This window comes from Ruminococcus sp. 8Y-12, assembly GCF_058119865.1.
The window spans coordinates 1,090,091-1,116,302 of record NZ_CM176623.1 but is presented as its reverse complement, the minus strand read 5'-3'; the positions used below and the strand labels follow the sequence as shown (position 1 = coordinate 1,116,302).

The 26,212-nt window shown below is 47.1% G+C and carries 19 protein-coding genes; 1 reads left to right on the top strand and 18 read right to left on the bottom strand.

Features of this window, described 5'->3' with window-relative positions:
- Positions 1 to 2: 2 nt before the first annotated feature.
- From AC0THY_RS03945 to AC0THY_RS03915, 7 genes are all read right to left on the bottom strand, one after another.
- The gene (locus AC0THY_RS03945) at positions 3 to 689 is read right to left on the bottom strand and encodes an N-acetylmannosamine-6-phosphate 2-epimerase (RefSeq protein ID WP_489993172.1); all 687 of its coding nucleotides are present in this window, start codon (positions 687 to 689) and stop codon (positions 3 to 5) included.
- Positions 690 to 693: 4 nt separating this feature from the next.
- Positions 694 to 1,320 (bottom strand): SGNH/GDSL hydrolase family protein, encoded by a 627-nt coding sequence (locus AC0THY_RS03940; protein WP_489993171.1) that lies wholly within the window; start codon positions 1,318 to 1,320, stop codon positions 694 to 696.
- 7 nt (positions 1,321 to 1,327) lie between these two features.
- Entirely contained in the window at positions 1,328 to 2,236 is a 909-nt protein-coding gene (locus AC0THY_RS03935) for a dihydrodipicolinate synthase family protein (RefSeq protein WP_489993170.1), read from the bottom strand.
- Between the two features lie 12 nt (positions 2,237 to 2,248).
- A complete protein-coding gene (locus tag AC0THY_RS03930) occupies positions 2,249 to 3,229 on the bottom strand; it encodes an NAD(P)-dependent oxidoreductase (protein ID WP_489993169.1) in 981 nt (326 codons plus the stop codon).
- Positions 3,230 to 3,292: 63 nt separating this feature from the next.
- Positions 3,293 to 4,663 carry an ABC transporter substrate-binding protein gene (locus AC0THY_RS03925; RefSeq protein WP_489993168.1) on the bottom strand — a complete coding sequence of 457 codons (1,371 nt, stop codon included), beginning with the start codon at positions 4,661 to 4,663 and terminating at the stop codon, positions 3,293 to 3,295.
- A 24-nt stretch (positions 4,664 to 4,687) separates the two neighbouring features.
- Entirely contained in the window at positions 4,688 to 5,518 is an 831-nt protein-coding gene (locus AC0THY_RS03920) for a carbohydrate ABC transporter permease (RefSeq protein ID WP_489993167.1), read from the bottom strand.
- Entirely contained in the window at positions 5,515 to 6,426 is a 912-nt protein-coding gene (locus tag AC0THY_RS03915) for a carbohydrate ABC transporter permease (RefSeq protein ID WP_489993166.1), read from the bottom strand. The genes AC0THY_RS03920 and AC0THY_RS03915 overlap by 4 nt, the downstream gene beginning before the upstream one ends.
- Positions 6,427 to 6,738: 312 nt before the next feature.
- Here AC0THY_RS03915 and AC0THY_RS03910 point away from each other — a divergent pair, with 312 nt between their 5' ends.
- Positions 6,739 to 7,596 (top strand): MurR/RpiR family transcriptional regulator, encoded by an 858-nt coding sequence (locus AC0THY_RS03910; RefSeq protein WP_489993165.1) that lies wholly within the window; start codon positions 6,739 to 6,741, stop codon positions 7,594 to 7,596.
- A 242-nt stretch (positions 7,597 to 7,838) separates the two neighbouring features.
- On the opposite strand, the gene AC0THY_RS03905 is transcribed toward AC0THY_RS03910, so the two are convergent.
- From AC0THY_RS03905 to AC0THY_RS03855, 11 genes are all read right to left on the bottom strand, one after another.
- Positions 7,839 to 13,688, bottom strand: coding sequence for a family 78 glycoside hydrolase catalytic domain (locus tag AC0THY_RS03905; protein WP_489993164.1), 5,850 nt, complete (start codon positions 13,686 to 13,688; stop codon positions 7,839 to 7,841).
- Positions 13,689 to 14,076: 388 nt separating this feature from the next.
- A complete protein-coding gene (locus AC0THY_RS03900) occupies positions 14,077 to 15,012 on the bottom strand; it encodes a transketolase family protein (protein WP_489993163.1) in 936 nt (311 codons plus the stop codon).
- Positions 15,012 to 15,839, bottom strand: coding sequence for a transketolase (locus AC0THY_RS03895; protein ID WP_489993162.1), 828 nt, complete (start codon positions 15,837 to 15,839; stop codon positions 15,012 to 15,014). The genes AC0THY_RS03900 and AC0THY_RS03895 overlap by 1 nt, the downstream gene beginning before the upstream one ends.
- Positions 15,840 to 15,858: 19 nt before the next feature.
- The gene (locus AC0THY_RS03890; protein WP_489993161.1) at positions 15,859 to 16,821 is read right to left on the bottom strand and encodes a D-2-hydroxyacid dehydrogenase; all 963 of its coding nucleotides are present in this window, start codon (positions 16,819 to 16,821) and stop codon (positions 15,859 to 15,861) included.
- Positions 16,822 to 16,862: 41 nt separating this feature from the next.
- Positions 16,863 to 17,753 (bottom strand): sugar phosphate isomerase/epimerase family protein, encoded by an 891-nt coding sequence (locus AC0THY_RS03885; RefSeq protein WP_489993160.1) that lies wholly within the window; start codon positions 17,751 to 17,753, stop codon positions 16,863 to 16,865.
- A gap of 39 nt (positions 17,754 to 17,792) precedes the next feature.
- A complete protein-coding gene (locus AC0THY_RS03880; protein ID WP_489993159.1) occupies positions 17,793 to 18,830 on the bottom strand; it encodes a zinc-dependent alcohol dehydrogenase in 1,038 nt (345 codons plus the stop codon).
- Positions 18,831 to 18,847: 17 nt separating this feature from the next.
- Positions 18,848 to 21,979 (bottom strand): glycosyl hydrolase, encoded by a 3,132-nt coding sequence (locus tag AC0THY_RS03875; RefSeq protein ID WP_489993158.1) that lies wholly within the window; start codon positions 21,977 to 21,979, stop codon positions 18,848 to 18,850.
- A 43-nt stretch (positions 21,980 to 22,022) separates the two neighbouring features.
- Complete coding sequence (locus tag AC0THY_RS03870) at positions 22,023 to 22,853, bottom strand: carbohydrate ABC transporter permease (RefSeq protein ID WP_489993157.1); 831 nt, start codon at positions 22,851 to 22,853, stop codon at positions 22,023 to 22,025.
- A complete protein-coding gene (locus tag AC0THY_RS03865; protein ID WP_489993156.1) occupies positions 22,850 to 23,590 on the bottom strand; it encodes a carbohydrate ABC transporter permease in 741 nt (246 codons plus the stop codon). The genes AC0THY_RS03870 and AC0THY_RS03865 overlap by 4 nt, the downstream gene beginning before the upstream one ends.
- Before the next feature lie 219 nt (positions 23,591 to 23,809).
- A complete protein-coding gene (locus AC0THY_RS03860) occupies positions 23,810 to 25,138 on the bottom strand; it encodes an ABC transporter substrate-binding protein (protein ID WP_489993155.1) in 1,329 nt (442 codons plus the stop codon).
- A 254-nt stretch (positions 25,139 to 25,392) separates the two neighbouring features.
- The gene (locus AC0THY_RS03855; protein WP_489993154.1) at positions 25,393 to 26,211 is read right to left on the bottom strand and encodes a TIM barrel protein; all 819 of its coding nucleotides are present in this window, start codon (positions 26,209 to 26,211) and stop codon (positions 25,393 to 25,395) included.
- Position 26,212 lies beyond the last annotated feature (1 nt).

Below are 26,212 nucleotides of genomic sequence, written 5' to 3'. Positions count from 1 at the left end.
GCCTACTGAAGCGCTTCCACAAAAGCTTTGGTGATCAGCTGCGGCCTGGTGATGGCTGATCCAACCACCACACTGTAAACACCCATTTCCATCACCTGCTTCACCTTTTGGGGCGTATTGATATTTCCCTCGGCAATGACCTTGTGCTGTACCTTCTCTACGATTTCTTTTACAATTGCAAAATTATCCTGTTCTATTTTCAAATTCCTGCTCTGCTGCGTATACCCTACCATGGTGGTGCCGATAAAATCAAAACCCATTCTGTCCGCAGCAAGCGCCTCTTCTACAGTGGAACAGTCTGCCATCAAAAGCTGCTCCGGATATTTTCTGCGGATTTCATGGTAGAACTCCTCCAGCGTCTTTTGACCAGGCCGCAGCTCCCCGGTGGCGTCCAGGGCAATGATCTCCGGTTCCACCTCCATCAGTTCCTCTATTTCCCGCATAGTGGGGGTAATATACACTTTACTGTCCTTATAGTCACGCTTTACAATGCCAATGATTGGCAAGTCCACATTTTTCTTTATCTCCTCAATATCCTCTTTTGTATTGGCGCGTATTCCCGCCGCTCCGCCTTCCTTTGCAGCAATCGCCATCCTTCCCATGATGTATGAAGAATGCAGCGGCTCTTCCGGCAGGGCCTGACATGATACAATTAATTTTCCTTTTATATTTTCCACAGCCTTGTTCAAGATCCTACCCCCTTTGTATGATTTCGGCCAGCCGGGCGGCCAGCTTTGCATGGCTTGACTCATCCAGATGCATATAATCAATGGTGTTCATGGTCACGATACCCCCCGCGTCCAAAAAGCCACACCCCTGTTCCTGCGCCAGCTTTTCATAGTATCCGGCCAGTTCATAGGATTTCACGCTGCATATGCCCATTTCAGCCCCTGCTTCCGAAGCTTCACATTCCTTCCTGATCGGCCCCGGCGCCACAATGAGGATCTGAGGCTGATCCCGCCATGCCCCGATACTTTTTGCTTTTTCCACCAGGCGCTTCATGCCGTCGGAAATATTTTTTGCAGTCAGTCCAAACCTCTGCTTACAGTCATTGGTTCCCAGCATGAGGATCAGCAGATCCACCGGGGCATGGGACATGAGGCAGGGATAAAGATAGGCCAGCCCGCTCATCCCTTCGTTTAAAGGGTCCTCGAATACACTGGTCCTGCCGCATAACCCTTCCTCCACAATCTGATACCCCTCTCCCAGCTCCTTTTGCAATAAACCGGTCCATCTTATTTCCTCCGCAAACCTCTCCCTGGTAACTGCGTCATATCCCCAGGTATTAGAATCCCCGAAACACACAATCCTTTTCTTCATATTTTTCCTACAGCGTCTTGACAGCCTGTTTTATCATAGCGTCCGCCCTCTCAATCATTTCCATATCCTCCGGCTCTACCGCCGCGAGAGGCAGCCTGGCCCCGCCAATGTTCATACCGTTTCTTTTTAGAATTTCTTTCATCACAGCATACAAGTTGCCCTTGCAGCTGCACATAACCCTTATGATTTCATCAATAGCGAACTGGACTTTTTGTGCTTTCTGAAACGCTCCTTCTGTCACATAGGCATTGGCCTTTAGGAAAAGCTCGGGCATCACTCCATAGGTGCCCCCGATCCCGCTATCCGCCCCCATCAGGCGGCCGCCCACAAACTGTTCATCCGGGCCGTTAAAGATGATAAAGTCATTTCCAGCCGCGGATTTAAAGTTAAGGATATCCTGCACAGGCATGGAAGAATTTTTTACCCCGATCACCTTTTTATTCTGACGCATTTTATCGAACAGGTTCATGGAAAGGGCGTACCCTGTGGTCTGGGGAATGTTGTAGATAACAAAGTCCAGATCCGTTGCATCCACCATGTCCATCCAGTATTTCTCTATGGCATATTCCGGAAGTACAAAATAAATGGGCGGGATAGCTGCCACTGCATCCACCTGGCACGATTGGGCATGTTTTGCCAGCCGGATACTATCCCTTGTGCTGGGCGCCGCAATGTGGGCGATCACTGTGATCTTCCCCTTTGCCACCTTCATTACATTTTCCAGGATCAGCATCCTCTCTTCCGGCGTCTGATAGATGCATTCGCCTGAACTCCCGCACACATACAGCCCCTGGACCCCTTTCTCAATCAGATACCTGGTAAATACCTGTGTCCTCTCAGGACTCACATCCCCATGATCATCGTAGCATGCATAAAATGCCGGAAAAATACCTCTGTATTTGTCTAAACGATCCATTTTTATTACCTCCTACCTGGATAGCACTTCTTTATTTTTCACGTTATATGGAATCTGACCCGCCACGAATGCATCAATACAGTCGGCAATAATCACCTGAGATCTGTATTCCGATTCCAGGGAAGCCGCCCCCATATGGGATGTAATAAATACATTGTCCATTTTAAGCAGCGGATTGTCAGGTGAAGGAGGCTCCTGACACAGCACGTCCAAACCCGCTCCCTGAATCTTTCCAAGGGTGAGGGCTTCGATCAGATCCTCCTCGTTCACCACCTGGCCTCTGCAGGTGTTGATCAGATAAGCGGTGGGTTTCATCAAATCGAATTTTTCTTTGTTTATGCTCCCTGCCGTCTCCTCTGTAAAGGGGATGTGAAGGCTTACGATATCGCTTTTGAGGAAGATGTCATCCATATTTTGGGTAAATTCCACCCCATACTTTTCCGGGGAGGGATCTGCCAGATAAGGATCATATACCAGAGTCTTCACCTCAAAACCCTTAAGCATTCGCACAAGCTGTTTTCCGATATTTCCAAATCCCAGCAGACCTACCGTCTTCCCATCCAGTTCATTTCCGGTGACGGTGGAGGGCCAGATCCCTTTTCTGCACCCCTCCGTGCAGCGGGCAAACCTCCGTCCCGCATTCAGAATGTGAAGCAAGGCCGTCTCTGCCACCGCTGCCGCATTTGCCCCCGGAACATTTCCCACGGGGATACCGGCCTTCGTCGCTTCCGGTATATCAATGTTATCCAGACCCGCCCCATAGCGGATAATATATCTCACCTTATCTTTTACCGCGTTCAGCGTGGCGGCATTCCACGGTTCCCAGGTACTGATCACAATGTCCGCCTGCTTTCCCATCTCAACGGCAGCCATTTCATCCCCCGCCGGTATGGGCTTTTTCAGGAAAGTATATCCTTTCTCTTGAAAACGCTGGTCCAGATAGGTTACATCCACCTTTTTTTCATCCAGATTCAACCAGATTGTTGTACTCATAACCGTTACCATATCCTTTCCTTACCCATACGGCTTTGGCATCTGCCAAAGCCGTATGATACATTATTTCATTGTTGACTGCACTTCCTCAATCTTGCTCTGGGCATTTGCCACAGCCTCCTCCGGAGTCATGGTTTCCGTCACTACCTTATTCATCATCTCCGCTATGGGGAAGGTGAAATAGTGTTTCGCCGCTACTGCACGCCCTTTCAGATTTTCAATGGGATATCCGTAATAGCCGGAAGAGTTTTCCGCATAACTGATTACCTGCGCATTGATTCCTGTGCTCCAGTTATCCGTTGTCTTGATGTCCTCAAACAGGGGAGCAAATACGGGTGCGGTTATATCCACATACTGATTGTACCAGTCCTTATCCACCATGTATTTAATAAATGCGGTGGCGCTGTCCACATCCTTGCAGGTTTCCATAATGGAAAATCCTGTGGCAAATCCCATGGTTGTACTATTATCCGGTCCGGCCGGCAGGGACAGCACTTCGGTGTTTTCCAACAGTTCTTTGTTGGCCTCATCCGTCTTCAGCGCGTTATAAAGGGTTGGCGCGTTAAACACTATGGCAGACTCCCCCATCAGATAGGAGGAATTATTTCCGCCCGGGTCCCAGGTGCTGGCAGCCTGGGGTATGACTCCGCCGTCATACATTTCCTTATACTTGTTCAACAGTTCAATGGTCTTGGGGCTGTTTACCGTAATGTTTCCTTCCTTGTCAAAAAGGTAAGTGCCGTAGTTCCACATGATTGTCCGGAACATATTTTCTCCGTCTTCATCCGTAGGGCCGCAGCCGATTCCCAGTCCATAGAATCCATTGTCCGGATCTGTCACTTTCTCAGCTGCCGCAAATACCTCATCCCAGGTCTTTGGCATTTCTGTGATTCCCTTTTCTGCCAGCTTATCCCTGCGGATAAACATCATGCAGGAAGAACTGGTAAAGGGAACAAAGTAATTCTTTCCGTCAATTTTACTGCCTTCATAAATAGATGAAAAGTAGGGCCTTTCCTGATTCACCTCTTCCACCAGGCTTGTCACGTCTTTATAGGGAATGTCAGGGTAGTAGTTCAGCACCTTGGTTACCGCGGATGTGGTAATATCCGGCACATTCGTCCCCGCCTCAATGGCTGCATTTAATTTTGTCATAAAGTCCGTGGCTGCGATAAATTCATAGTTGACTTTCACGCCCTTTTCCTCGCTAAAGGCTTTGATTCTTTCTTCCATAGCCGAGTTGGCCTCGTCGCTGAACACCTTCTCCACCCAGACGGTAAGCTCCTTATCCGAAGCTGCTGCATTTTCCTGGTTCCCGGCCTCCGTCTTCGCTGCCCCCTGATCATTTGTTTCTGTCTTCTTTTCCCCTCCGCATGCTGCCAGTGACAAAGCCATCACCGCCGCCATACCTGCTGCTAACAATCTTTTTACCTTCATAAAACCTTCCTCCTTTTTGTTGTACTACATTTTTACTCCGCCTTCTGTAGCTCCCCCTACCATTGATCCGGATGCGAACATATAGATGATCAAAATGGGCACACAGGCCAGAATCGCTCCTGCCATCAACTGTCCCCACGGATACATATCACCGAATATCAATCCCGCGATCATCAGTGGGAAGGTCTGCATAGAAGTCTTTGTAACGTTAACCAATGCATATAAATATTCACCCCAGCACATTGCAAAAGCAAAGATCGTAGTCGATACAATACCCGGCAACGCCAAAGGGAAAATAATCTGATACATAATCCTGAACTTGGAACACCCATCCACCGTAGCTGCCTCTTCGATATCCGTGGGAATCGAAGCAATATGTGGGATGAGTATCCATGCCACATAAGGCAGGGTAAAGGTGGGATAAATCAAAATCAGTCCAAGGATGTTGTCCGTAAGGCCCGCCTTTGCCACAAAGATATAAAGTGGAATGTAGAGCACTGAGGTGGGCAGTAAATAGGTAAACAGGATTCCCCTTGAAAATGCCTGCCTCCCTTTAAACTTAATTCTGGCCAGTGTGTAGGCCGCCGGATACGCTACTAACAGAGAGAAGGCAGACACCACAAAAGCAACAATCAAGCTGTTCTTTAAGCCCGTTAAAAAGGCGGTTCCTGTTATCAGGGTCTTATAGGATTCCAATGAGAAGTTCTGCGGAAACAGAGTGGGAATCCGGCTGTAGATTTCCGCCTGCTCTTTAAAAGAAGTATTCAGCATCCAGTAAATAGGCGCCATGGATACCACCAGGCAAATGGCGATGAACAGACGGCTCAGTATCTTTACGCTTTTCTTTGTTTTCATGCCTTACCCCTCCTCTTTTTCACATCATCCCCCAGCATTTTCTTTGAGAGAATGTTAATCAGGATGATAAATACCGGCATAGCCAGTACAGATACCGCAATTCCTTTTCCTAACTGCATACTTGTCATGGCTGTCTTGTAGCTAAACACATTCATAATCTGCGTGGACCCATTTGGCCCTCCTCCTGTCAGCAGCCATACGGATTCAAATTCATTTATGGTCCATATAGTAGACATCAGTGTGGAGAGTAAGATCACATCCTTGATTTCCGGTAAAGTTACATACCAGAAACGCTGAAAGATATTGGCTCCGTCCATAGCGGCCGCTTCATAATAATCCTTCGGTATGGTCTGAAGCTTTCCCAAAATGGAAATTCCAAAAAACGGTGTCCCCCTCCATACATTCGCCACAATAATCGTTGCCATGGCCAGCCCCGCTGATCCAAACCAGATCAGATCTTTGTCAATCAGGTGCAGGCTTTTTAACAGATAGTTGGCAATACCTCCCGTAGCGGAAAAAATCCATCTCCAGTTCAGCACCGCTACGATATTCGGCAGTGTCCAGGGAATCAGCAAAAGTGCTCTCACAATATTTCTTCCCCGGAACTTCACATTCAGCGCCAATGCCATCAAGGTTCCAAAAATAAGTTTTCCGCCAATGGAAAAAAATGTGAACTTGACCGTATTGAGCAGGGAATTTAAATACTCCTTGTCCTGAAGTAGCTTTATGTAATTTTTAAATCCAATAAAATCTGCTCCCCCACCTATGGTCTTGTTTGTAAAACTTAAGGAAATTCCCCAAATCATTGGAACCAACAGCACACACGCCATGTAGATAATCAGCGGAGCGTTGACCGCGTATGCAAACCTTGTGTTTTTCCGTTCAAGCGAGTTTGCTTTTCTTTCCATAAACCGCCCTCCATTCTCCATACAGCTTTTCGGAAATTTTTTCTTTTTTCTATAGTCAGAATAGCACTCGTTTTCTCATTTGTCAATATATTTTTGTGCATTTTGGAAATTATTTTTATTTTTTTGCCATGTTTTGCCTATATTTTATCGGTATATTTTTTATTTATTTGTATATTTTTCTTTAATCATATACATTATTCATAAATAAAAAAATATTTTTTTATTTTTCTTTATGTTTACAAGATTTCTTGATTTTTCCACTGCTATCCGTTACAATAAGACAAAAGAGGGTTTTACAGGGAGGTATTCCTTATGGTAAATGATAATTTAATGACAAAAATAACAGCCACCTATTCCCGGATGACGAAGGCCGAGAAAAAAGTAGCTGATATAGTTTTATCTAATCCCCAGGAAGTGCTGCGGGCGACCATCAGTGATCTGGCAAAAATGTGTAACGTAGGGGAAACCAGCGTCTTTCGCTTCTGCCGCACCCTTACTTTAAACGGCTATCAGGATTTTAAGCTTTCCCTGGCACTCAGTACTTCTTCTGCCGACGCCGCCCAGCCCAAGGATACCATAAACATTTTGGATTCCCCCGATTGCAGCACCACAGCAACAAATATACTGCAGACTTATAAGACTGCTCTGGATAAAGCATACAGTGCCTTTAATTTCAACGCTATCGCTCGGACAGTAGATCTGATCCTCTCTTCCAGAAGCGTAAACCTATTTGGATTCGGCGGTTCCGGCACCAGTGCGAATGAGGCCAAAAACAAGTTTATCAAAATCCGTTCAAATATCATCTACAACTCCGACAGTCACACCCAGCTTACCCAGGCCGCCCTTCTGGGCGAAAAAGACCTGGCCATGATTTTCTGCAACTCGGGGATCACAAAGGATTGCATTGAAATCGCAAAAATCTGCCACGAAAACAAGGCTTTGGTGGTTTTCATAACCATGTTCCTAAAAACCCCCGCCGCTCCCTACTGCAACATCCTTCTTCCCTGCGGCGCTAATGAGGGCCCCATGGAAGGGGGTTCCATCGCAGTAAAGGCCTCTCAGCTTTTTCTGGTAGATATTTTATATGCAGAGGTCTATAAACGGATGGGAGAAACAGCTCTGGAGAATAAGAAGAAAACCTCAAAGGTGATTACGGAAAAGATGATGTAGCGGCGGGTTTAGAAAAGAGAATTTCATAGAACACAAAAAGAGCTGTGGCACCTATAATAATTTCATTATTTGTGCGACAGCCCTTTCTGAATAGTTGCTTTTATTTTACTCTGGCATGCTTCAAATGTAAGATGAGCCGCATCCAGATCTTCCCTTGCGACAATTAGACGCTGACGAACCACATCCATTTTTGTCCCTACATCCAAAGAGTAAATTAATGCTTGAGCGCCCCCAATTCTTCATTATTTTACTGTAACCGTAACTCTCTTTGTCTTACCGTTGCTGGTCCTTATTACGATTCTCGCTTTTCCTTTTTTTCTTGCCGTAATGATTCCTTTTTTACTCACTGCTGCCACCTTCTTATCGGAAGTCTTATAAGTAATTCTTTCAGTAGCAGTGACAGGCACTCTCTGAACCTCCAGGGAATACCTCTGCCCTTTCTTCAGACTTATTTTAGTTTTCTTTACAGTTATTTTCGTGGTTTTCACTTTTCCTTTTATTACCTTCAGTTTGCAGGTCGCTTTCGCACCCTTTACTGTGGTAACTGTAATCTTAACTGTACCTATCTTCTTTGCAGTGATCTTTCCTGACCGGTTCACCGTTGCAACCCTTGTGTTGGAGCTGCTCCAGCTCTTGATCTTATCCCCCTTCTGCAGACCGCTCACTTTCAGCGCTTTTGTGCTCGTGCCTCTCTGCAGTTTCGCGGAGGAAGCGTTGAGTTTTACCGTTGGCTTTACGACCTGAATGGTACATTTTCCGGATACGCTGCTGCCGTCAGCCGCTGTTGCCGTCACCGTCACGGTTCCTGCTTTCTTTGCGGAAACCGCCCCGTTACCGTCTACCATCGCAATGCTGCTGTCAGAAGAGGTCCAGGTTACTTTCTTATTCTCCGCATTTACAGGAAGTACGGTTGCTTTCACCGAGGTTTTTTCGCCGGTAAAGATACGGCTGTCATCTGCTTTTACTGTAATTTGGCTGACTTTGACTGTTTGGGGAGGTGTCGGTATCTCTTTTTCAATAACCGTAACCTCAGCGGTTCCTTCTTTCGTATGATCTTGCGCCGATACTGCTCTTACCGTCATTGTCTTCGCTGTCTCATCGGTGCCTACCGTCAGCAGCCCTTCTGCAGAGATGGCGGTCTTTTCACTGGTATTTCCTTCTACCGTCCATCTTACATCCTGGTCCGGATCATACTGTCCTGACACCTCTGCGGTAAACTGCTGTGTTTCTCCCTGTTTCACCTCTGCCGCTGCAGGAGCTACCACTACCTTCTCTATGATGGGAACTGGTGCGTAAACACCCATCTCCGCCAGCTGTACATAGTAGGAGAGCGGGTCCGCTGCGGCAAGATCACCTAATTTGCTGACATTGATTCTGACATACCTTGCATATACCGTGTCAAACTCATAGACTGCCGGTTTCTCAGCAGTTACGTTCTGATCCTTATAAGTTCCTATGATGCGGTAGTCTGCTTCCCCGGAACCGCGTACTTCCAGCGTAAAATCTCTTGGGAAGTTAGCTGCCATCTGGCTGGAACTCTGAGTATCTGATCTGGGGTATAGCTGCACTCTGTCAAAGGCCATGTCTTCGCCCAGATCAATTTCAATCCAGCATGGTTCTGATATATCAGGCGACTTATACGGATTTGTGGTAAATCCAAGGCTGCCAGGCGCACTGGTCAGGATGCCGTCTACCAAGTTGACCAAGCGCCAGTTCTCAATCTCCATTCCGTTGTTGCTGCTTACCGGTTTATTCAGGGCCAGATTTTTTCTTGTACTCTTCTTATAGTTTGCGGTCAGCGCAATGTCCTTCTCAGCTGTGACTTTCACTTCAAAATCATCGCTGATGGCGTCTCCGCTCCATCCTGCAAAGGTATAATCCACATCATTTTTCGGCGGCAATGCCTGAATGGCAACGGTGTCACCTTCTTTAATGCGGATCTCACACGGAAGGCTTTGAGCAGAACCTCCGTTAATGCTTACATCGCCCGAAACGGCATCGTCTGATTTTTCCAGTTTCAAACTGTAATATTTGGATACCGCTGTGCTGAACTCATAGGAACCGGAACCCGCTTCAAAGACCGCTTTTCCGTTTTCTGTCTTTACATACGTTATGCCGTCTGTCTCTTTGGTCACTTTATCCGGTGCTTTTCCATTGACTGTCAGTGATCTGTTTTCTTCCACCGGAACGTAAATGGCAGCCGTCGTATTTGCCGGAACGGTTGCATTGTAGCAGAACATGCCCTTCTCATATTTCCAGTTACTTTCAATCGTACCGTATGCAGACTCGTAGGAGCAGTCCACTTTTTCCAGAGACTGATCCGGAGACGGCTGCAGGACAATCCGCCTGAATCCAGGATTTTCCGTATCATACATAATTCCTGCCATATAGCCATACATCCACTCTGCTACCGCGCCGTAGGCATAGTGGTTAAAGGAGTTCATGCTGACCGGCCCGAAACCGCCCTCAAGGGTGTAGGAATTCCAACGCTCCCAGATAGTGGTTGCTCCCTGGTCTACAGAGTAAAGCCAGGACGGATTTCCATGCTGCAGCAGTAATTGGTAGGCCACGTCAGCAGCCCCGATATCCGACAGAGTCTGCATGATGATCGCTGTTCCCAGGAACCCTGTCTGGAGCTTATTTCCATTGCGTTTAATATTATCCAGTAAGGCCTGCTTTGCAAGCTGTCTGGAATTTTCGTCCGGAAGTAAATCCATTTTAAGCGCCATCAGACAAACCGTCTGCTCTGTACGCCTCAGACTTCCATCCTTCTGTACAAAGTTTTCTTGGAAAAAGGCCTTCTCTTCTTCGTAGACTTTCTGGTACTTTTCCACATCCTCCGTTTTGCCTAGCACAGCTGCCATCTCAGCCATCATCTGGGCATCCCATGCGTAGTATGCGATACCAAATGCATTCTTTACATCATCTCCATTGTCCTCATAAGCCAGGTGGTCACCGTGATTATGCTCACCGCCCCACTTGTCGGTTGATTCCATGAAGTAGTCCATAAATTTCTGCATACAGTCATAGTTTTCTTCAATGACTGCACTGTCCCCATACATTTTGTAAAGATTGTAAGGGATGATAATACCTGCATCCCCCCACCCCAACTGGCCGATTTCACCGTAGGGCTTGTATATATTGTACGGAGCAGTATCCGGATATGCACCGTAATATCTGTCATTTGGGTCGTCAATCTGAGAATCTCTCATGTCCGCCATGTATTTTCTCAGGAATCCTTTGGAATCTGCGTTGTAGCATGCAGCGGTAGAGAATACCTGAGCATCGGCTGTCCAGCCCCTCCTCTCGTCGCGCTGCGGGCAGTCAGTTGCGGTAGACAGGTAGTTGCTGTACTGTCCCCAGAAGATATTGCTGATCAACTGGTTTACATCCTCATCAGAGGTGGAAACGCTTCCTGTATCTTCCGCTACAGACGTCACAACGATTCCCTTCATGCCATGGATGGTAACATCTTCTGTTGTTGTGACTTCCACATACTGGAATCCATAGAAGGTAGCCGTTGCATGGTAAGTCTCTCTTCCCTCGCCGCTCATGATATAGCGCCCGGTGGCCTGTGCGCTGCGCAGGTTCTCTGTGTAAATGCTTCCCTCCGGGCCATCATTTCCCCGTGATTTCAGACCTTCTCTGTCATTCAGCATTTCCCCGTGACGCATGGTCAGCTTTGTACCCTTCTGGCCTTCCACTGTAATTTCATCCCATCCGGCAAAGTTCTGCCCCATATCAAATACGGCTGTTTCACCGGCCTTTAATACAAAACTTTCGCCCGAAGCATACCGGCCTGTTTCATGAATCTTTCCATACTTCGTGTCATCCGCACCCTCTGCACCGTCATATACCACAGCAGACTTGGCGGTTAATTCCAGATCCTCTCTTACCTGTATGGACGGTCCCACCTGAGAACAGATCTCGCCGCTAAATTCTGTGTTTTGCTCCGCATAGGTCCACTCAGAATCATCATAGCCTGTCTTGCGGAAGGATACATCCGCGGTTGCATCATAGGTCTCCCCGTCATAGATATCAGCCATTAACAGGGGGCCCTGCAGAGAAGTTTTCCAGCTGTTATCCGTCCCGATCACTTCACTGGTTCCGTCGGCATAATTGAGCAAAAGCTGTGCGCGAAACGCCTCTTTCTTTCCGCCGGGCCCAGCCACACGTCCTGTCCACCAGCCTGAGGTCACGTGGGCAGAGAGAATATTTTCTTTCCCCGCCTCCAGCATCTGTGTAACATCATACGTATGATAAATGGTTCGTTTTTGGAAATGCGTGTAGCCTGGCTTCAACTCGTCATATTTCATAGAGCCGTCATCCAGTCTGGTTCCCACGCGCTCACCGTTAATAAATGCATCATAAACTCCCAGCCCTGCGGTGTAGAGCTTCGCAGATACCAATTCGGCCTTCGGAGTTACCGATTTGCGGAAGGTGGGAACTCCCGATGCCTGAGGCGGAAACAGGATACCAAGCTGGCTGGCGACAAACTTCCCATCTTTTATCGTACCTTTTGTAAACGGATTTTCACCTTCAAAGTCATAATTATAAATGACCTTGCCATTCTCTGCATCGTCCGTATAATCCGTCAATTTAAAATTATCTACCGTACCGTTCTCATTTGCCTCTGCTCTGAGCCCTAAACTTCCCGCTATCGGGGCAATCCCTCTGGAATCTGAAATCGGGAAGGTATCTATCAGCTGCTCATTCAGGTAAGTCTTGATTTCCTTCTCTGTCACATCAATCAGCACCGATACGGGGGTTGTTTTTAACTCTTCTACAGAACCCACTGCCCCTGTAACATCTTTCGTGTGTTCCGTATACGTTGAAATATTGCCATCGTTCCAGGTATGAGGCTTAAAAAGCACTTTTCCAGGAGTGTCCTTTGTATTCAGCTGGAACATATAGAAATTGGACGTATCCACACCGTTGAAGAGCAGACTGATGGCCTCGGTCTCGCAGGTAACCTCTGCCGTGACCTGATAGTGTACCGGTGTCAGATTATCCTCAGCCGTTTTTTCCAGGGCAATCGTCTCGCCTGAAATGAAACTGGTGTTAAGGCGTCCATTCTCAACGGTTCCAAGGTCAAATGGATTTTCTCCATCCTCAAAGGTGTAGTTTTTCACGATCACGCCATTGGGATCTGAAGAATAATCGGTAATGGTGATATTATCCATAAATCCCTTTTCCTGGTCTATCTCATGTGAGCGGAAACCCAAAAGACCAATTTCTCCGTTTGCTCCGACTCCTCCCACCTCAGAAACCGGAATTGCAACAATTTCATGATCGTTTAAATAGGTGGTAATCTCAGAACCCGTCACCTCTACCTTCATATGCTGCACAGCGGTATCTGTTCTGACCCAGTCATTTACATCAATTTCCCGAAGCGTTGTATAGTTTGGACCATTCGTTACCCTGTGGGGCTTAAATACCCAGCGTTTCGAAGCCCTGTTGTTATTAAACTGCCACAGCAGATAATTCTGCTTATCCTTCGCCTCGATCAGCGGGCTTACACTGTTGTTCACGATCTCAATGTCAGCCTCTATCACATAATGGATCTCTTTTCCCACAGGAGCAGGGGGCTTTGTTGAAGTTCCCACCTGAATCCACTGGGACTGATTCCACCCTTCATTTCCGTTCAGGCCCAACTCAAAACGTGCGGTCTCAGAAACAATGGCCTTTCCCTCTTTATCCGTTACTTTGACACGCCAAAAATATGCCGATGACGGCTCCAGCGCCTCTTCACCTGCATATGTAATCCCTACAGAGTTTCCATCTTCCTTTTTTCCGGAATCCCATACCATATCTGTAAATTCAGAATCCCTGGCCACTTCAATCTGGTATGCTTTCTGATACTGGCCGAGAACGTTGGACTCCATCTTCCAGCTAAAGGATGGGTTTACGGTATCAATCCCCACCGGATTTCTCAGATCATTGGTCTTCAAATCGGTAATGACCGTTGATTCTGCCCGCGCTTCCACATTCACTGCATTTCCCGCTGCCAGTACAGGCTGAAAAGATGACAGCGCCAATGCCGCTGCCGTCAGCAATGCCAACCCCCGTTTATTCCATAACTTCTTTTTCATCTTTCTCTCCTTCTGCCAAATTATTTAGAATGAAATTCTCCGCACTGTATTCCCTCTCAAAACCTTGCATTGTCACTTTAACCAGTTTATTTATTTTCACCCCCTAAATTTTAGAGTATTTTTACTAATACATTTTTGATACGCGCTTATAAAAAATTATTCTTTACAAAACCACTTTACATTTCTTTAATAAAATGTACAAGAGTAATATATTTGAATTCCGGGTAATTTTTTAATATTTTGACTGGAGAGCAGGTTCCTTAGCCATTGACTTATGCCTCATTCAATGGACACTCACACGGATACGTCAGTAAGGGGCAGTCGGAATGATCTTTATCCCGACTGCCCCTTTGTTTCTTGAATATATAGTTTATGCTCACCCAGCCCTTTACTTCTTCTCCAATACCTCCCTGATCTTCCCCGCAATCCCCTGTGCGTCAATCTGGTATTTCTCCTGCAGTTCCCCATAGGAACCGCACTCCGCATGACAGTCCCTGATTCCGACAAACTCCATAGGCACATCCATTCCGGAGGTACTCAAAACCTCCGCGACTGCACTCCCCAGTCCGCCAATAATGTTATGTTCTTCCGCACTGACAATCGCTCCTGTCTCCTGTGCGCACTTCACAATCAGATCCCTGTCTATTGGTTTAATGCAGAACATATCCACGACCCGGACCGATATGCCTTCTTCCTTCAGCATTTTCGCTGCATCTATGGCATTGCCTACCATTAAGCCACAGGCAATTACCGTCACATCCGATCCATCCAATACCTGTTTTCCCCTGCCCCATTCGAATTCCTCTTGTTCACTGTAGATATCAGGAAACGCATCCCTTGAGAGCCTTATGTAAGCCGGGCCCGGAGTATCCTTCTCGTGTTTAATCAGGCAGTCCACCTGATGTGCGTCGCAGGGAACAAATACCCGGAAATTAGGCAGTGCCCTCATGGTTGCGATATCCTCCAGAGCGTGGTGGCTGGGTCCGTCATAGGAATCGGACAGCCCTCCGTAGGCTCCCGCCAATTTGATGGACAGATGGGAGTATGATCCGAACAGACGCGCCGGCGCCAACCCCATAGAGGAGAGGAAAACGGCAAATGTGTTTGCAAAAGGTACATAACCTGTTGCGGCAAACCCCGCTGCCATTGCCGTCATATTTGCTTCCGCGATCCCTACATTAAAAAAACGTTCCGGAACTGCCTGCCCGAACCTTGCAGACATGGTGGACCCGCTTACATCTGCATCCAGTACCACAACCTTTTCATCCTTCTCCCCGTATTTTACCAGTGCTTCTCCATACGCTTCCCGCAATGCTTTCCCCATTATACAGCACCTCCCAGTTCCCTCATGGCCTGTCTATAGCTTTCCTGGTCAATCGCTTTGCCATGCCATTTATTCTCGCCTTCCATAAAGGACACCCCCTTGCCCTTTATGGTATGAGCCAGGATCATCGTTGGCTTTCCTTTGATTGTCTTTGCCCTGTCAAAAGCTTCATTCAACTCAAGTACGTCGTGACCGTCACATTCAATGGTCTCCCAGCCAAATGCCTCAAATTTTGCTTTGATATCGCCCTGAGGCATTATCTCCTCCGTTGTCCCATCCAACTGTACTTTATTCCAATCCAGAATTGCACATAAATTATCGGTTTTAAACTTGCTGGCTGACATACATCCTTCCCAGATTGTCCCCTCATTGATCTCACCGTCTCCCAGCACAACGTACACTCTGGCTTTGGAACCGTTTTTCTTGAGTCCCAATGCCATTCCGGTTCCGCAGGAAAGGCCAAAGCCCAGAGGGCCCGTTGAGGCATCCACCCCGGGAAGTTCTAAGGCACACGGATGCCCTTGCAGTCTTGTATTTAATGTGCGCAGTGTTTTCATCTCCTCAACCGGGAAAAAACCCTTCTCCGCCAGTACCCGGTAGAGCATGGGAGCCGCATGGCCCTTTGAGAGAATCAGACGATCCCGTTGGTAATCATCCGGATTCCCCGGATCAATATTCATCTGTTTAAAGTACAGCGTTGTCAGGATTTCACACACTGACAAGGAACCTCCTGGATGCCCTGTCTGCCTGCTGTACAATGTTTGAATCACATCCATCCTAAATTTTCTGCACAAATCATTCAGTTGTTTTACTTCCGCAATATCCACCCTGTATCCCCCCTTCTTTCTAATTCACTACATTTATTGGACTGCCCTGTGCATATGCTCTCAGATTCTCCAGCGCGCACTCCATAATCCTCTGACGGCTTTCCTTCGGTGCCCAAGAGATATGTGGCGTGATAATACAATTCTTTGCCTGTAAAAGCGGGTTGTCACCCCTGATGGGTTCTGTTGAAACCACATCCAGGCCGGCAGCATATACCTTCCCCGCATTCAGCGCATCCGCCAGATCCTGCTCGACGATCAGCGGCCCCCGGCTGTTATTCAGGATAATAACTCCATCCTTCATCTTCGCAATGGTATCTTTATTGATAATGCCCTCTGTGTCAGGGAATAAAGGGCAGTGAAGGGCAATGACATCCGATTGGGCAAAGAGAACATCCCTGTCCACGTATGTGGCAATCTCTCTTCCGCTGTCGCTCTCATATTTATCATTGGCCAGGACCTTCATCCCCAATGCCCTGGCAATACTTCCCGTTCTCTGTCCAATCCGCCCAAAGCCGAGAATGCCCATGGTCTTTCCCTCCAGCTCCATAAGAGGGTAATCCCAAAAACACCAATCCGCATTGTTTTCCCACCGTCCGCTGCGGACCGCCTGGTCATGGTGCGCTACGTGATGGCAGATCTCAAGCAGCAGAGCGATTGCAAACTGCCCTACGGACGCCGTTCCATAGGTGGGTACATTGGTGACCGGTATCCCTTTTTCTCTGGCATACTCGTAGTCCACAACATTGTAGCCGGTTGCCAGGAGGCTGATAAACTTCAGATTCGGGCAGGCATCCATGACCTCCCTTGTGATTGGCGTCTTGTTTGTATAGACTGCCTCCGCATCGCCGATTCTTTTGATAATCTCCGGAATATCTGTAACCGGTGTCCTGTCATAAAGCTGAAACTCACCAAATTCCTTAAAGCCTTCCCAGCTCAAATCCCCCGGATTTTCTGTATAACCATCTAATACTACTATTTTCATACACTAAGACCCCTCTCCTGATTTTTAATTATATTTGACCATTAATCCTCAACCAGCGCCCATGCCCGGTTCAGCACTCTCTTGGTATTTGCCAGGACAATGCGTTCATCCTCTCCGGGCCGCAGGGTTACCTCCATTGAGAGGACATATGGCCGGGATGCCTGAAAGAAGCCCTCCTCCTTCAGAACATTCAGATAGTCTACAAGCTCATCTGTGTCATTCACACTGTTGGGATAACCCATTCGGGGATGAAGGTCGCCATAGCCATCACATCCCTTCTCGGCCACCGCATTTCCAAAATGGAAATGTGTGATATAAGGACGGCAGGTACGGATTACGAAACGGCTGTCCTCAAACGTGATGGGGAAATGGGAGAGATCCACCAGCAGCCCGAAATTGCTGTTTGTAGTCCGCATATCCGCAGCAAATTGTGCCGCATACGGTGCAGGGCCGATAAGCGCCCCCTTATCTACATCAAAGTCAAAAATCTCCAGCTCCACGTTCATTCCTTTTTCCGCCGCGTAGTCGCAGACGTTCCTCGTAGTCTTGAGCAGCTGTTCATAGGCCTTTGCCTTTGTAGCTTCCTCCCACTTCCCCGCCAGGAAGGCAATGCCTTTTGCCCCAAGGTATTCTGCCTCATCCACAGCCTGAAGTAAAGTCTCCTCTGCCTTTTTGCGCTCTTCCTCCTCTATCGCATTGGGGTTGAGTTTCGGCCCCAGAAGCCTGGGCTGGGCGCCGTAGCATACGGCCAAGTGGCTCTGCTTTAGCAGTCTTTTGGCCTCCTCATTCTTTTCACCGTATCCTTTGACCTCAATGGCGTCAAAATAATCATCTCTGCAAATCTCTTTTAAAGAATCCATGGGATCGCTATTTGGGTAGCTCATCCACTGAATGGTTCCAACTTTAAAATATTTATGTATACTGTCTCTCATTTTACCTTCTCCCTTGTCTTATTTCTTATGATACACGGCTTACTCTGGTATCAGGAACAGCTTGCAGCCTTCCTTGTTTTCAAACATGTCAAACGCTTTTTTCCACTGTGTAAGTGGCAGTTTCTTTGTAACCAGGGGCTTTAAGTTCACCTTTTGGTCCTCAATGAGCTTAATGGCCGTTGTCCAGCTATGTCTTCGGGACCCCATGGAGCCGGAAAAATGCAGTTCTTTATAACAGATGGTCTCAATGGGGAACTGGATCTCTTTCCCTCCAAGCCCAATCTGGCAGAAATACCCCCTCTTTTTAATCAGATCCAGCCCTGAGCATGTGCCTGACTGTGAACCGGAGCACTCCAGTACCACATCCACACCATACCCGCCAGTCAGGTCATTGACCAGTTTCTTCATATCCTCTCTCTGTACATCGACTGTATAATCGCAGGCACCTATTTCCTCTGCCAGCTTAAGTCTCTCCCTGTCAGCGCTCATGCCGGACAAAATGACTTTTGCCCCATTGGCCTTTGCAACCTGCGCAGACATGATGCCGATGGCTCCGCAGCCAATCACCAGCACCACATCGCCCCCCTCTATCCTGCACTGGTCATAAACCGCATGGCATACACACGCCAGAGGCTCCGTCATGGCCGCGGATGTAAAGTCTACGTGGTCCGCAATTTTGTGAACGCGGTCCTCAGGCACAACGGTGTAGCTGCCAAAAATGCCGTTGAACCAGTACCCCAATGTCTTTCTCTCAACACACAGGTTGTAAAACCCTTCCCTGCAGTAATCACATTTCCCACAGTAATAGAATGCCGTTTCCGACACCACTCTGTCGCCGGGCTTAAAAGCCGTAACCCCTTCGCCCACTTCCGCGACAATCCCGGAAAATTCATGTCCCGTAGTAACAGGAGGTCTGACCGGAATGGCGATGTCGCTGTGGTATATATGCAGATCCGACCCGCATATCCCTGCCTCTACCACCTTGATTTTCACCATACCCTTGGCGGCCTCAGGCTCCGGGACCTCCCTGATTTCCATGTTGCCCGGGCCTTCTTCATATTTGACTAATGCCTTCATTCTTCCACCTTCTTTTTTCAATATTTATATAATACAGGTGCTTTCAAAACTCCGCATCTGCGGAACTGGTATTCATAGGACCAGTCTTCGTCTCTGGTCCTCCAGGAATTGGGATAAAAGAAAATCTCATTTTCGTCGCAGTCATGCAGACTGCCGAATGTATTTATCCGGTTTCCGTAGGCCTTGATACCAATCTTGTGAATCCCGCTGGTTTCAATCTCAAATTTCTGCCGATACGGAGAGTAGAAGACAGAGCCAACGGCCTTTCCATCAATCTCAATATCGAGCAGTGCTGCACGGTATTTGGAGACCTGAATTTCATAGACGCCTTTGTCAAGAAACTTTTCAAATTCATAAACCACATTTCCGCCATAAAAGGGCATACCCTGGTTTACAATATCACCCCAGCCGTATTCTGTGCGTTTGGTCTGTAATCTGCCCTCAGCGCCCGTGACCTCCACATCAAAGTCTCCCAGAATGTAGTACGACTCCAGATTCGTATTCTTGTCAAAGGGTAATTCCACTACCAGCTCATGCTTTCCTGCCTTCACATCCGGGAACCGGACGGCAGTAATGTCCTCATCCACAAAATATCCTTTTTCCACTGCACCTAACAACTCTCCATCAAACCATATCCTGCTCTGATTCAAATCTTCACCCGCAAACTTTAAGTCCGTCATATCATCACAGGCGTTCACCTCATATTTTAATTTAATCTCATGCCAGTGGTCCCCTGCCTTTTCCCGCAATACCCATGGCTGTGGCACGGACGCGGTGCGCAGCGGATACCCGAATCGCTCTCTGAGCTTTTCATCAATCCTGAGGATTTCTTCTTTTGGCATATACTCTTCCCCATCGATAGATACTTGTGCTATATCCAGCACCATAACATTTTTCTCTTCCCTTACAAGGTTCACAACTTCCTCAAAAAGATCCAATCTGCGGGCCGCACACTTCGCATCCTCTTTCCCGGGCCGGTCCGTATTGACCTCCTTAGCGGGTTCTGTCTCTAAGAGCAGGCTGTCCTGCTCATACAGTGTATAGATAAAATTTGTGTTTCCATTTTCATGCCAGCAAGGTAATGTTTCCTTTGTTCCGTCCAGAGGATTCAGCAGAGTAATGTCTCTTAGGCCCTTAAGCGTAACCCGGATCTTATCCTCTTTGGCAGAATCCGGATTGTCCATAGCCCTGCCGTTGGCGATAAAGAAATACTCCGCCTTTCCCGTCTTTCTGCACTGGTAAATATATTTTTCGGTCCTCTCACCGTCCCAGTTTTTCTTATGCCAGGGTTTTTTCAGGAATTTATTCCCCTCAAAATGGATATCCAGAATGCGGTCCTCATCCAAAGCGCGTAAGAGGGTATCTTTGGAGAAGTCTACGTAGGTGCATTCAGCTGCGAACTGCTTTACGGAATCGTCTTTTGGGGCATCGATCAATGTGGGAATCTCTCCTGTAAAAATAATTTTCTTGCCCTTTTTCTCCATAGCCTTCAGGAAGTCCAGCGTTGTCTTCCTCAATATCTTACAGTTTGGAACCACTATGGTATCATATTCCATCTCGCCTACACGATTTTCTTCCCACAATTCCGGAAGCAGGCTCTCCGCAATATAGTCAAAGTCAATCATGCCAAACAAAAGCCATTCAATCAGATCCGCAAAGCTCTTATCCAGCGCATCCCGCTCCTCCTTTGTCTGCTCATTTGGCCCAAAGATAACCCAGTAGGATTCTATGGGATGAATCACAGCCACCTTTACCAGAGGATTTCCCTGCGTCATGATCACATTGATTCTGGAAAAATAGTCTTCAATCAGGGCATACTTTTTGTACCATGGGGATTGAAATCCAATGGAGGCCGGGTAATCTCTTTTCGCTTCCCCCACCATACTCATCCAGGTCAGGTGATGGATTCTGTGGTTCACTCCCAGCGCAGCCTGCCAGTCTCCCTGCAGCTTATGCCTCCTGAAATCAAAGTCCCAGTTTGTAACTCCGTACAGCTCGCTGGCAACCCATTTTCTTCCATACTGATGCGCCACGCTCTGCGCCTGCTTTACGGTTGTATACTCTCTGAAGTCACAGAGCATGTCGACTCCGGGGATTCCAAAGCCGCTTAGTCCTTTCATGATATCCCCTTCCGCGCATGTCTGTGTATGGAGTGTTGGCTCCTCCATAAGATGGCCGGTCAGCAGGATATCGTGCTCATCACACCAATTGCTGATTCGCTTGACAAAGTCCTCATAGAACCTGTCTGTCACATGCAGATGGTACCAGTAGCGGTATCTGGAAATCTCTTTTCCCGGTAAATCCCAGAGAACTTCCGGTATATGTGCCAGTATACTGCTGTGATACTTTTCCTGGAATGTCTCGTCAAAATCCCCGGTGAAGGGCAGGATTACCGCATTCAGGGAATTTGCGCTGCCCAGGTTCTGTTTCGCCACAAATTGGGGTTCATCTGTAAAAATTGCGGGGATATTCTTTCCAAAATCCCCGGACAGATTTTTGTAATAGGCTTCATAGGTCACATCTAAAAATTTGTCCGCAGCCTTTTTATTCAGAGTATCTGCATAGGATTTATTGTTAAACCAAGGGTTATCAATCCCGGTCTCCAGGTACACGTACCATTTTTTGTATCCCTCCTTATGGGGTGCGTCCTCCACACAGGTATGGTAATCCTCCAGCTCTCCCCTCTCCCCGATCTTCACATAAAAGGCGGTCAGAAATCTTCCGTCTCCCTTTGGGGATACCACTGCCCGTGAATCAAAAATAGGCTCAGGATAATCTGCTGTTCCATTTTTAAACGGTGTGATTACCAGGTACTTGCTTCTGAGTTCTTCCTCTGAAGTCACATAACCTCCCCCATATCCCGAGGGCCACCGGTCCTCATCGTACAGGCGGGCAAGCAGGCCCTTCTCTTTTGCCTCCTCTACACAAGCCTTCACGCATTCCATAAATTCAGGCCCCAGGTAGGGTGTCGCCATCCCCACACGGCTGTGCATATAGAAACCGCCCATTCCCATATCCGCAAACTGCTGAACCTGCTTTACAGATCTTTCTTTATCCAGTTTCATATTCCATGCCCAGAAGGGGGCGCCCCTATATTCAGAGGGCGGAGTCTGAAACTCTTTCTCTAAGATCTCTAAATGATTTTCCATATCGTATTCTTCTCCTTTTAAATATGTAGGTGTAAGGGTGTACTTAACCCTTCACCGCCCCCGCGGTAATGGAGCGTACAAACACCTTCTGTGTACACAGGTATAGGATAACAAACACCATTGCCGCTACGGTCAGTGCCGCAAAGACCGGGGTGTTACCCAAGTTTGTGGTCTGATCTCTGAGGGATGCGATTCCCACCGACAAAGTAGTCTGATTCGTATCGCTGATTGACACAAGGGCCCACAGGAATTCATTCCATGCGCTCATACCGCCTAAGATACCCAAGGTTACAAGCATGGGTTTCACCAGCGGAACCATTATCCGCCACAGGATTCCCAGAGTTCCGCACCCGTCAATGCGGGCCGCTTCGGTGATCTCCTCCGGAATTTCTTTCATATAGTTCGTAATCAGCAGCAACCCAAGGGGTGCAAACCCCTGATAATAAGGAAAGACGATTGCGGGCAGAGTATTCTGGATTCCCAGATTCACCACCTGCATGTACATGGGCAGCAGAATGATAGGTGTGGGGATCAGCATGTTTAACAAAATGAAATAGTAAAAGAACTTTCGAAACTTCATTTTCATCTTCGTGAATGCATACCCGGCTAAGGTAATGAACGCCAGATCCACGGCCACTGTTACAAGAGTGTTCCTAACCGTATTTTTTAGATAAACGCCCAAATGCCCTTTCTCAAACGCCACTATAAAGTTATCAAAGTTAAGCCCTGAGGGCAGTGTCCAGATGCTGGAGAGAAATTCCGATTCTGTTTTAAAAGCCTGGAAGATCACCCACAGCAAGGGATAGAGAGAGATCACGGCCCAAATAACAAGTAATAAAAAAGTCAGAAATCTTAATATCTTTTTTCTATTCATGCCTTTTCTCTCCTTTTTGTCAGCTGGGAAATCAATGTGACCACCACCATCATTACCATCATAATAATAGATGCCGTGGACGCTGTGCCGAATTTCTGGCTGGAGAATGCCGCCCGGTATATATAGGATGTGATCACCTCGGTCGCTCCTCCCGGACCTCCCTTTGTCATAGTCCAGACCATATCAAAGGCCCTCAAATCGTTGGTGATCGTCAGGATCATCAAGGTAATAAATGTGGGGGTCAGATATGGGAGAATGACATATCGGATTCTCTGGAACGCATTCGCCCCGTCCAATTCAGCCGCCTCCAGATAGTCTGTAGGCAGAGACATGATATTGGCGTATAAGATCAGCATATTAAAGGGGATGGTTCTCCATATCCAGGTAACAATGATGGATCCAAGGGCTGTCCCTTGATCCGCTAACCAGGAGTGCTTTAGGGCTCCCAGCCCCAATATATCCAAAAGCTGGTTCAATGGACCCAGGGTGGGGTCATAAATGATTTTCCATATACATCCCACAACCACCATTGAAATCAAATATGGAATAAAAAACGCCACATTGAAAAACTTTTTTCCCTTAATTCCTCTGAATAACACATATGCCAGCAAGAATCCAATGGTAATGGATACCAGCAAATCAAAACCGATTAAAGTAAGCGTATGCCACACAGAATTCCAAAAGGCTTTATCTCCAATAACCTCTAAGTAATTCTCAAGTCCCACGAACTTATCCATGCTGCCGTACCCTTTATATTCAAATAAACTTATCCGAAATGCGTTGGAAAGCGGAATATAAAGGAAGATAACAAATACTGCAATCGTTGGCGCAATCAGACAATATGCGGGTATGCTTTCTTTGATATCCGTGAAAAACTTTTTGAGTTTAATGTTACCCACCTGCTTTCTGTAAGATCATTATGCAGGATTTGACATCCTGCATAATGTTGTAATGCCTTATTTTGCCCGGTATTCCTCGTACATGGTCTGAAGCTTATCACAGATATCATCCAGTTCATAATTGCCCATCAAATAATTGGGATAGAGGTCCGTTAAAAATGCAGTCTTAATCTCTGTTGTTACTGTAACCGGAACATACAGCTCCGGACAGAATCCGTTTTCAGCCGCTTTATTGAATCCGGCCAGCAGCTCATTTAGTTCAGCGTCATCCTTTGTAATGCCTTTTACGCCTGCGTTGCGGTACTTCAGCCCCGGGTCTGTCTCAAAGTTGGTTTTGGATGTCAGATATTTCAGGAATGTCACAGCCTCTTCGGGGTGCTCTGTATTTGCGCTGGCCGCAAAGATAATGCCTGAACCTCCCATGGATCTGGAGGGGAGACCCGCGATACCCGGAAGCACGCAGGTCCCGAGCTCCATGGTATCCGGTGCATTGTTCATCAGATACTCCAGCTTGTCCGGTGCAATCAGTAAATGCCCCAGTTTACCCTGGATAAACATCTGCTGTACTGTCTCAATATCAGCCGTCAGCATGTTATCTGTAATATATCCTTTATCCCACAGCGCCTTGCATTCCTCCAGGCTCTTCTTCACAGATTCTGTCTGGAATGTCATGGTGCCGTCTTCAAATTTTTTGCCTTCCTCGTCCAATTCCTTTCTGCAGAACTGATCCCAGAACAAGCGCGGCATCCAATCGATAGTGGTGGGGGACTGAACAGAAATAGGAATCAGTCCTTCATTTTTAAGCGCTTCGCAGTTGCCCAAGAAGTCCTCCCACGTCTCCGGCACGGAGAGGCCCAGTTTCTCATACACATTTTTATCATATAACACAGCTACGGATACCATGGAAAACGGAACTGCGTAGTCAAAGGATGTCTCATTCGGATGCGCCTGTTTTATGATGCTTTCACAGTTTTCCAGAAGGGCGGGTTCAAAAGACTCTCTCCAGGTTCTGTCCCCTTCATAGGACTTTCCATCCAGTTCCTTGGACAAATCCATAAGTAAACCTTCCCCAACCTGGTCCGCGTAATATCCCGCCTGAGTCCACAGTACATCCGGAATGTCATTTGAGGATGCCAGCGCGGAGAATTTACCTGCATAATCACCGCTCGGCACAAATGTTAGGTCTACATCAATATTTGGGTTCTCATCCTTAAATGCCTGAATCATTTCTTCGTCTACCGCTTCATCACATGTTAAAATTTTCAAAGTGACTTTTTCATCTTTAGTGCTGCCGCTCTGAGCGCTCTCCTCCGGCGTTGCCTTTGCACCACATCCAGCCATTAACATTGCGGTACATACTACCAATGCAACTATTCTTCTTTTCATGTTTTTCCCTCTCTTTACATTCATCAGTTTTTGCATATAGTTCCTATTTGGGTAACTGTGCAGTACCCTACAGACCTGCGTGACAGCTACCTGTATTGTTCACTCATCCTTTGTCTTATACTTCCCCCTTTCCTGTGTATTGAAATATTAGTATCTAAAACCTCCCATTTCCATATTACTGGAATGCTGGATGAGTATCCTATTAGGGGCGCACTTGCTGCGCCATAAGTTGCGGTATACCAGAAATGGTATACTTATTGAAACTCCATCTGACAGTTCTTCAAAAATTCTATGGATTTCCTGGCCATCTCATCCGGCTCCAGTACCGGCAGTATTTCAACAGACAGCCACCCCGTATACCCAATTTTTTGAATCGTTTCAAATATTTTCCTAAAATTTATATGCCCCATACCCGGAGCATATCTGTTAGAATCTGCCACATGAATATATTCAATCTGTCTCTTATATTTTATAAGGCTTTCTTCCATGCTTTTTTCTTCTATATTCATATGGAATAGATCTGCATGGATTCCGCAATTATCCCTGCCAATTTCTCCTATAAGGTCCGATGCCTCTGCTATAGTATTGATAAAATTACATTCATAACGGTTCACCGGCTCGATCAGTATGCGCATCCCATATCTTTTCGCATAGTCGCAAATCATTCCCATGGTGTTAACAAACCTTCGCTCCGTCTCCCCTCTGGTATCCCACGGCTCAATCTGCCCTCTGCATCTGCCAATGTTGATTTTATCGGTAAAAGGGCTTAACGCCTTAATCAATTTAAAAAATTCTTCCAGTAGCCTTGTTTTCTTTTCCTCATCTTTAGTTGTCATATACAAGTTTTCTTCTGCAAAAATACGACCGGTGGTAATTGCGCTGACTTGCAGATTATATGTTTTTAAGTATTTGGACAGCCACTGGGGCTGGATCTCGTCCGCGCCTTTCAGGGCCAGCTCAACCCCATCGTATCCCAGCGCTGCGGCCTTTTTTATAGATTCTTCAAACCCTCTCCAAACCACAAAGGCCTCCGGCGCTGCACTGATGTCCGCAATTGCGATAGACGTTTTCACT

Excerpts from the sequence above, each read along its gene's own strand:
- AC0THY_RS03905 (WP_489993164.1), bottom strand. The coding sequence starts at position 13,688 with ATGAAAAAGAAGTTATGGAATAAACGGGGGTTGGCATTGCTGACGGCA.
- AC0THY_RS03890 (WP_489993161.1), bottom strand. The coding sequence starts at position 16,821 with ATGAAAATAGTAGTATTAGATGGTTATACAGAAAATCCGGGGGATTTG.
- AC0THY_RS03925 (WP_489993168.1), bottom strand. The coding sequence starts at position 4,663 with ATGAAGGTAAAAAGATTGTTAGCAGCAGGTATGGCGGCGGTGATGGCT.
- AC0THY_RS03880 (WP_489993159.1), bottom strand. The coding sequence starts at position 18,830 with ATGAAGGCATTAGTCAAATATGAAGAAGGCCCGGGCAACATGGAAATC.
- AC0THY_RS03935 (WP_489993170.1), bottom strand. The coding sequence starts at position 2,236 with ATGGATCGTTTAGACAAATACAGAGGTATTTTTCCGGCATTTTATGCA.
- AC0THY_RS03910 (WP_489993165.1), top strand. The coding sequence starts at position 6,739 with ATGGTAAATGATAATTTAATGACAAAAATAACAGCCACCTATTCCCGG.
- AC0THY_RS03875 (WP_489993158.1), bottom strand. The coding sequence starts at position 21,979 with ATGGAAAATCATTTAGAGATCTTAGAGAAAGAGTTTCAGACTCCGCCC.
- AC0THY_RS03915 (WP_489993166.1), bottom strand. The coding sequence starts at position 6,426 with ATGGAAAGAAAAGCAAACTCGCTTGAACGGAAAAACACAAGGTTTGCA.
- AC0THY_RS03920 (WP_489993167.1), bottom strand. The coding sequence starts at position 5,518 with ATGAAAACAAAGAAAAGCGTAAAGATACTGAGCCGTCTGTTCATCGCC.
- AC0THY_RS03930 (WP_489993169.1), bottom strand. The coding sequence starts at position 3,229 with ATGAGTACAACAATCTGGTTGAATCTGGATGAAAAAAAGGTGGATGTA.
- AC0THY_RS03860 (WP_489993155.1), bottom strand. The coding sequence starts at position 25,138 with ATGAAAAGAAGAATAGTTGCATTGGTAGTATGTACCGCAATGTTAATG.
- AC0THY_RS03885 (WP_489993160.1), bottom strand. The coding sequence starts at position 17,753 with ATGAGAGACAGTATACATAAATATTTTAAAGTTGGAACCATTCAGTGG.
- AC0THY_RS03900 (WP_489993163.1), bottom strand. The coding sequence starts at position 15,012 with ATGGGGAAAGCATTGCGGGAAGCGTATGGAGAAGCACTGGTAAAATAC.
- AC0THY_RS03940 (WP_489993171.1), bottom strand. The coding sequence starts at position 1,320 with ATGAAGAAAAGGATTGTGTGTTTCGGGGATTCTAATACCTGGGGATAT.
- AC0THY_RS03870 (WP_489993157.1), bottom strand. The coding sequence starts at position 22,853 with ATGAATAGAAAAAAGATATTAAGATTTCTGACTTTTTTATTACTTGTT.
- AC0THY_RS03865 (WP_489993156.1), bottom strand. The coding sequence starts at position 23,590 with ATGGATAAGTTCGTGGGACTTGAGAATTACTTAGAGGTTATTGGAGAT.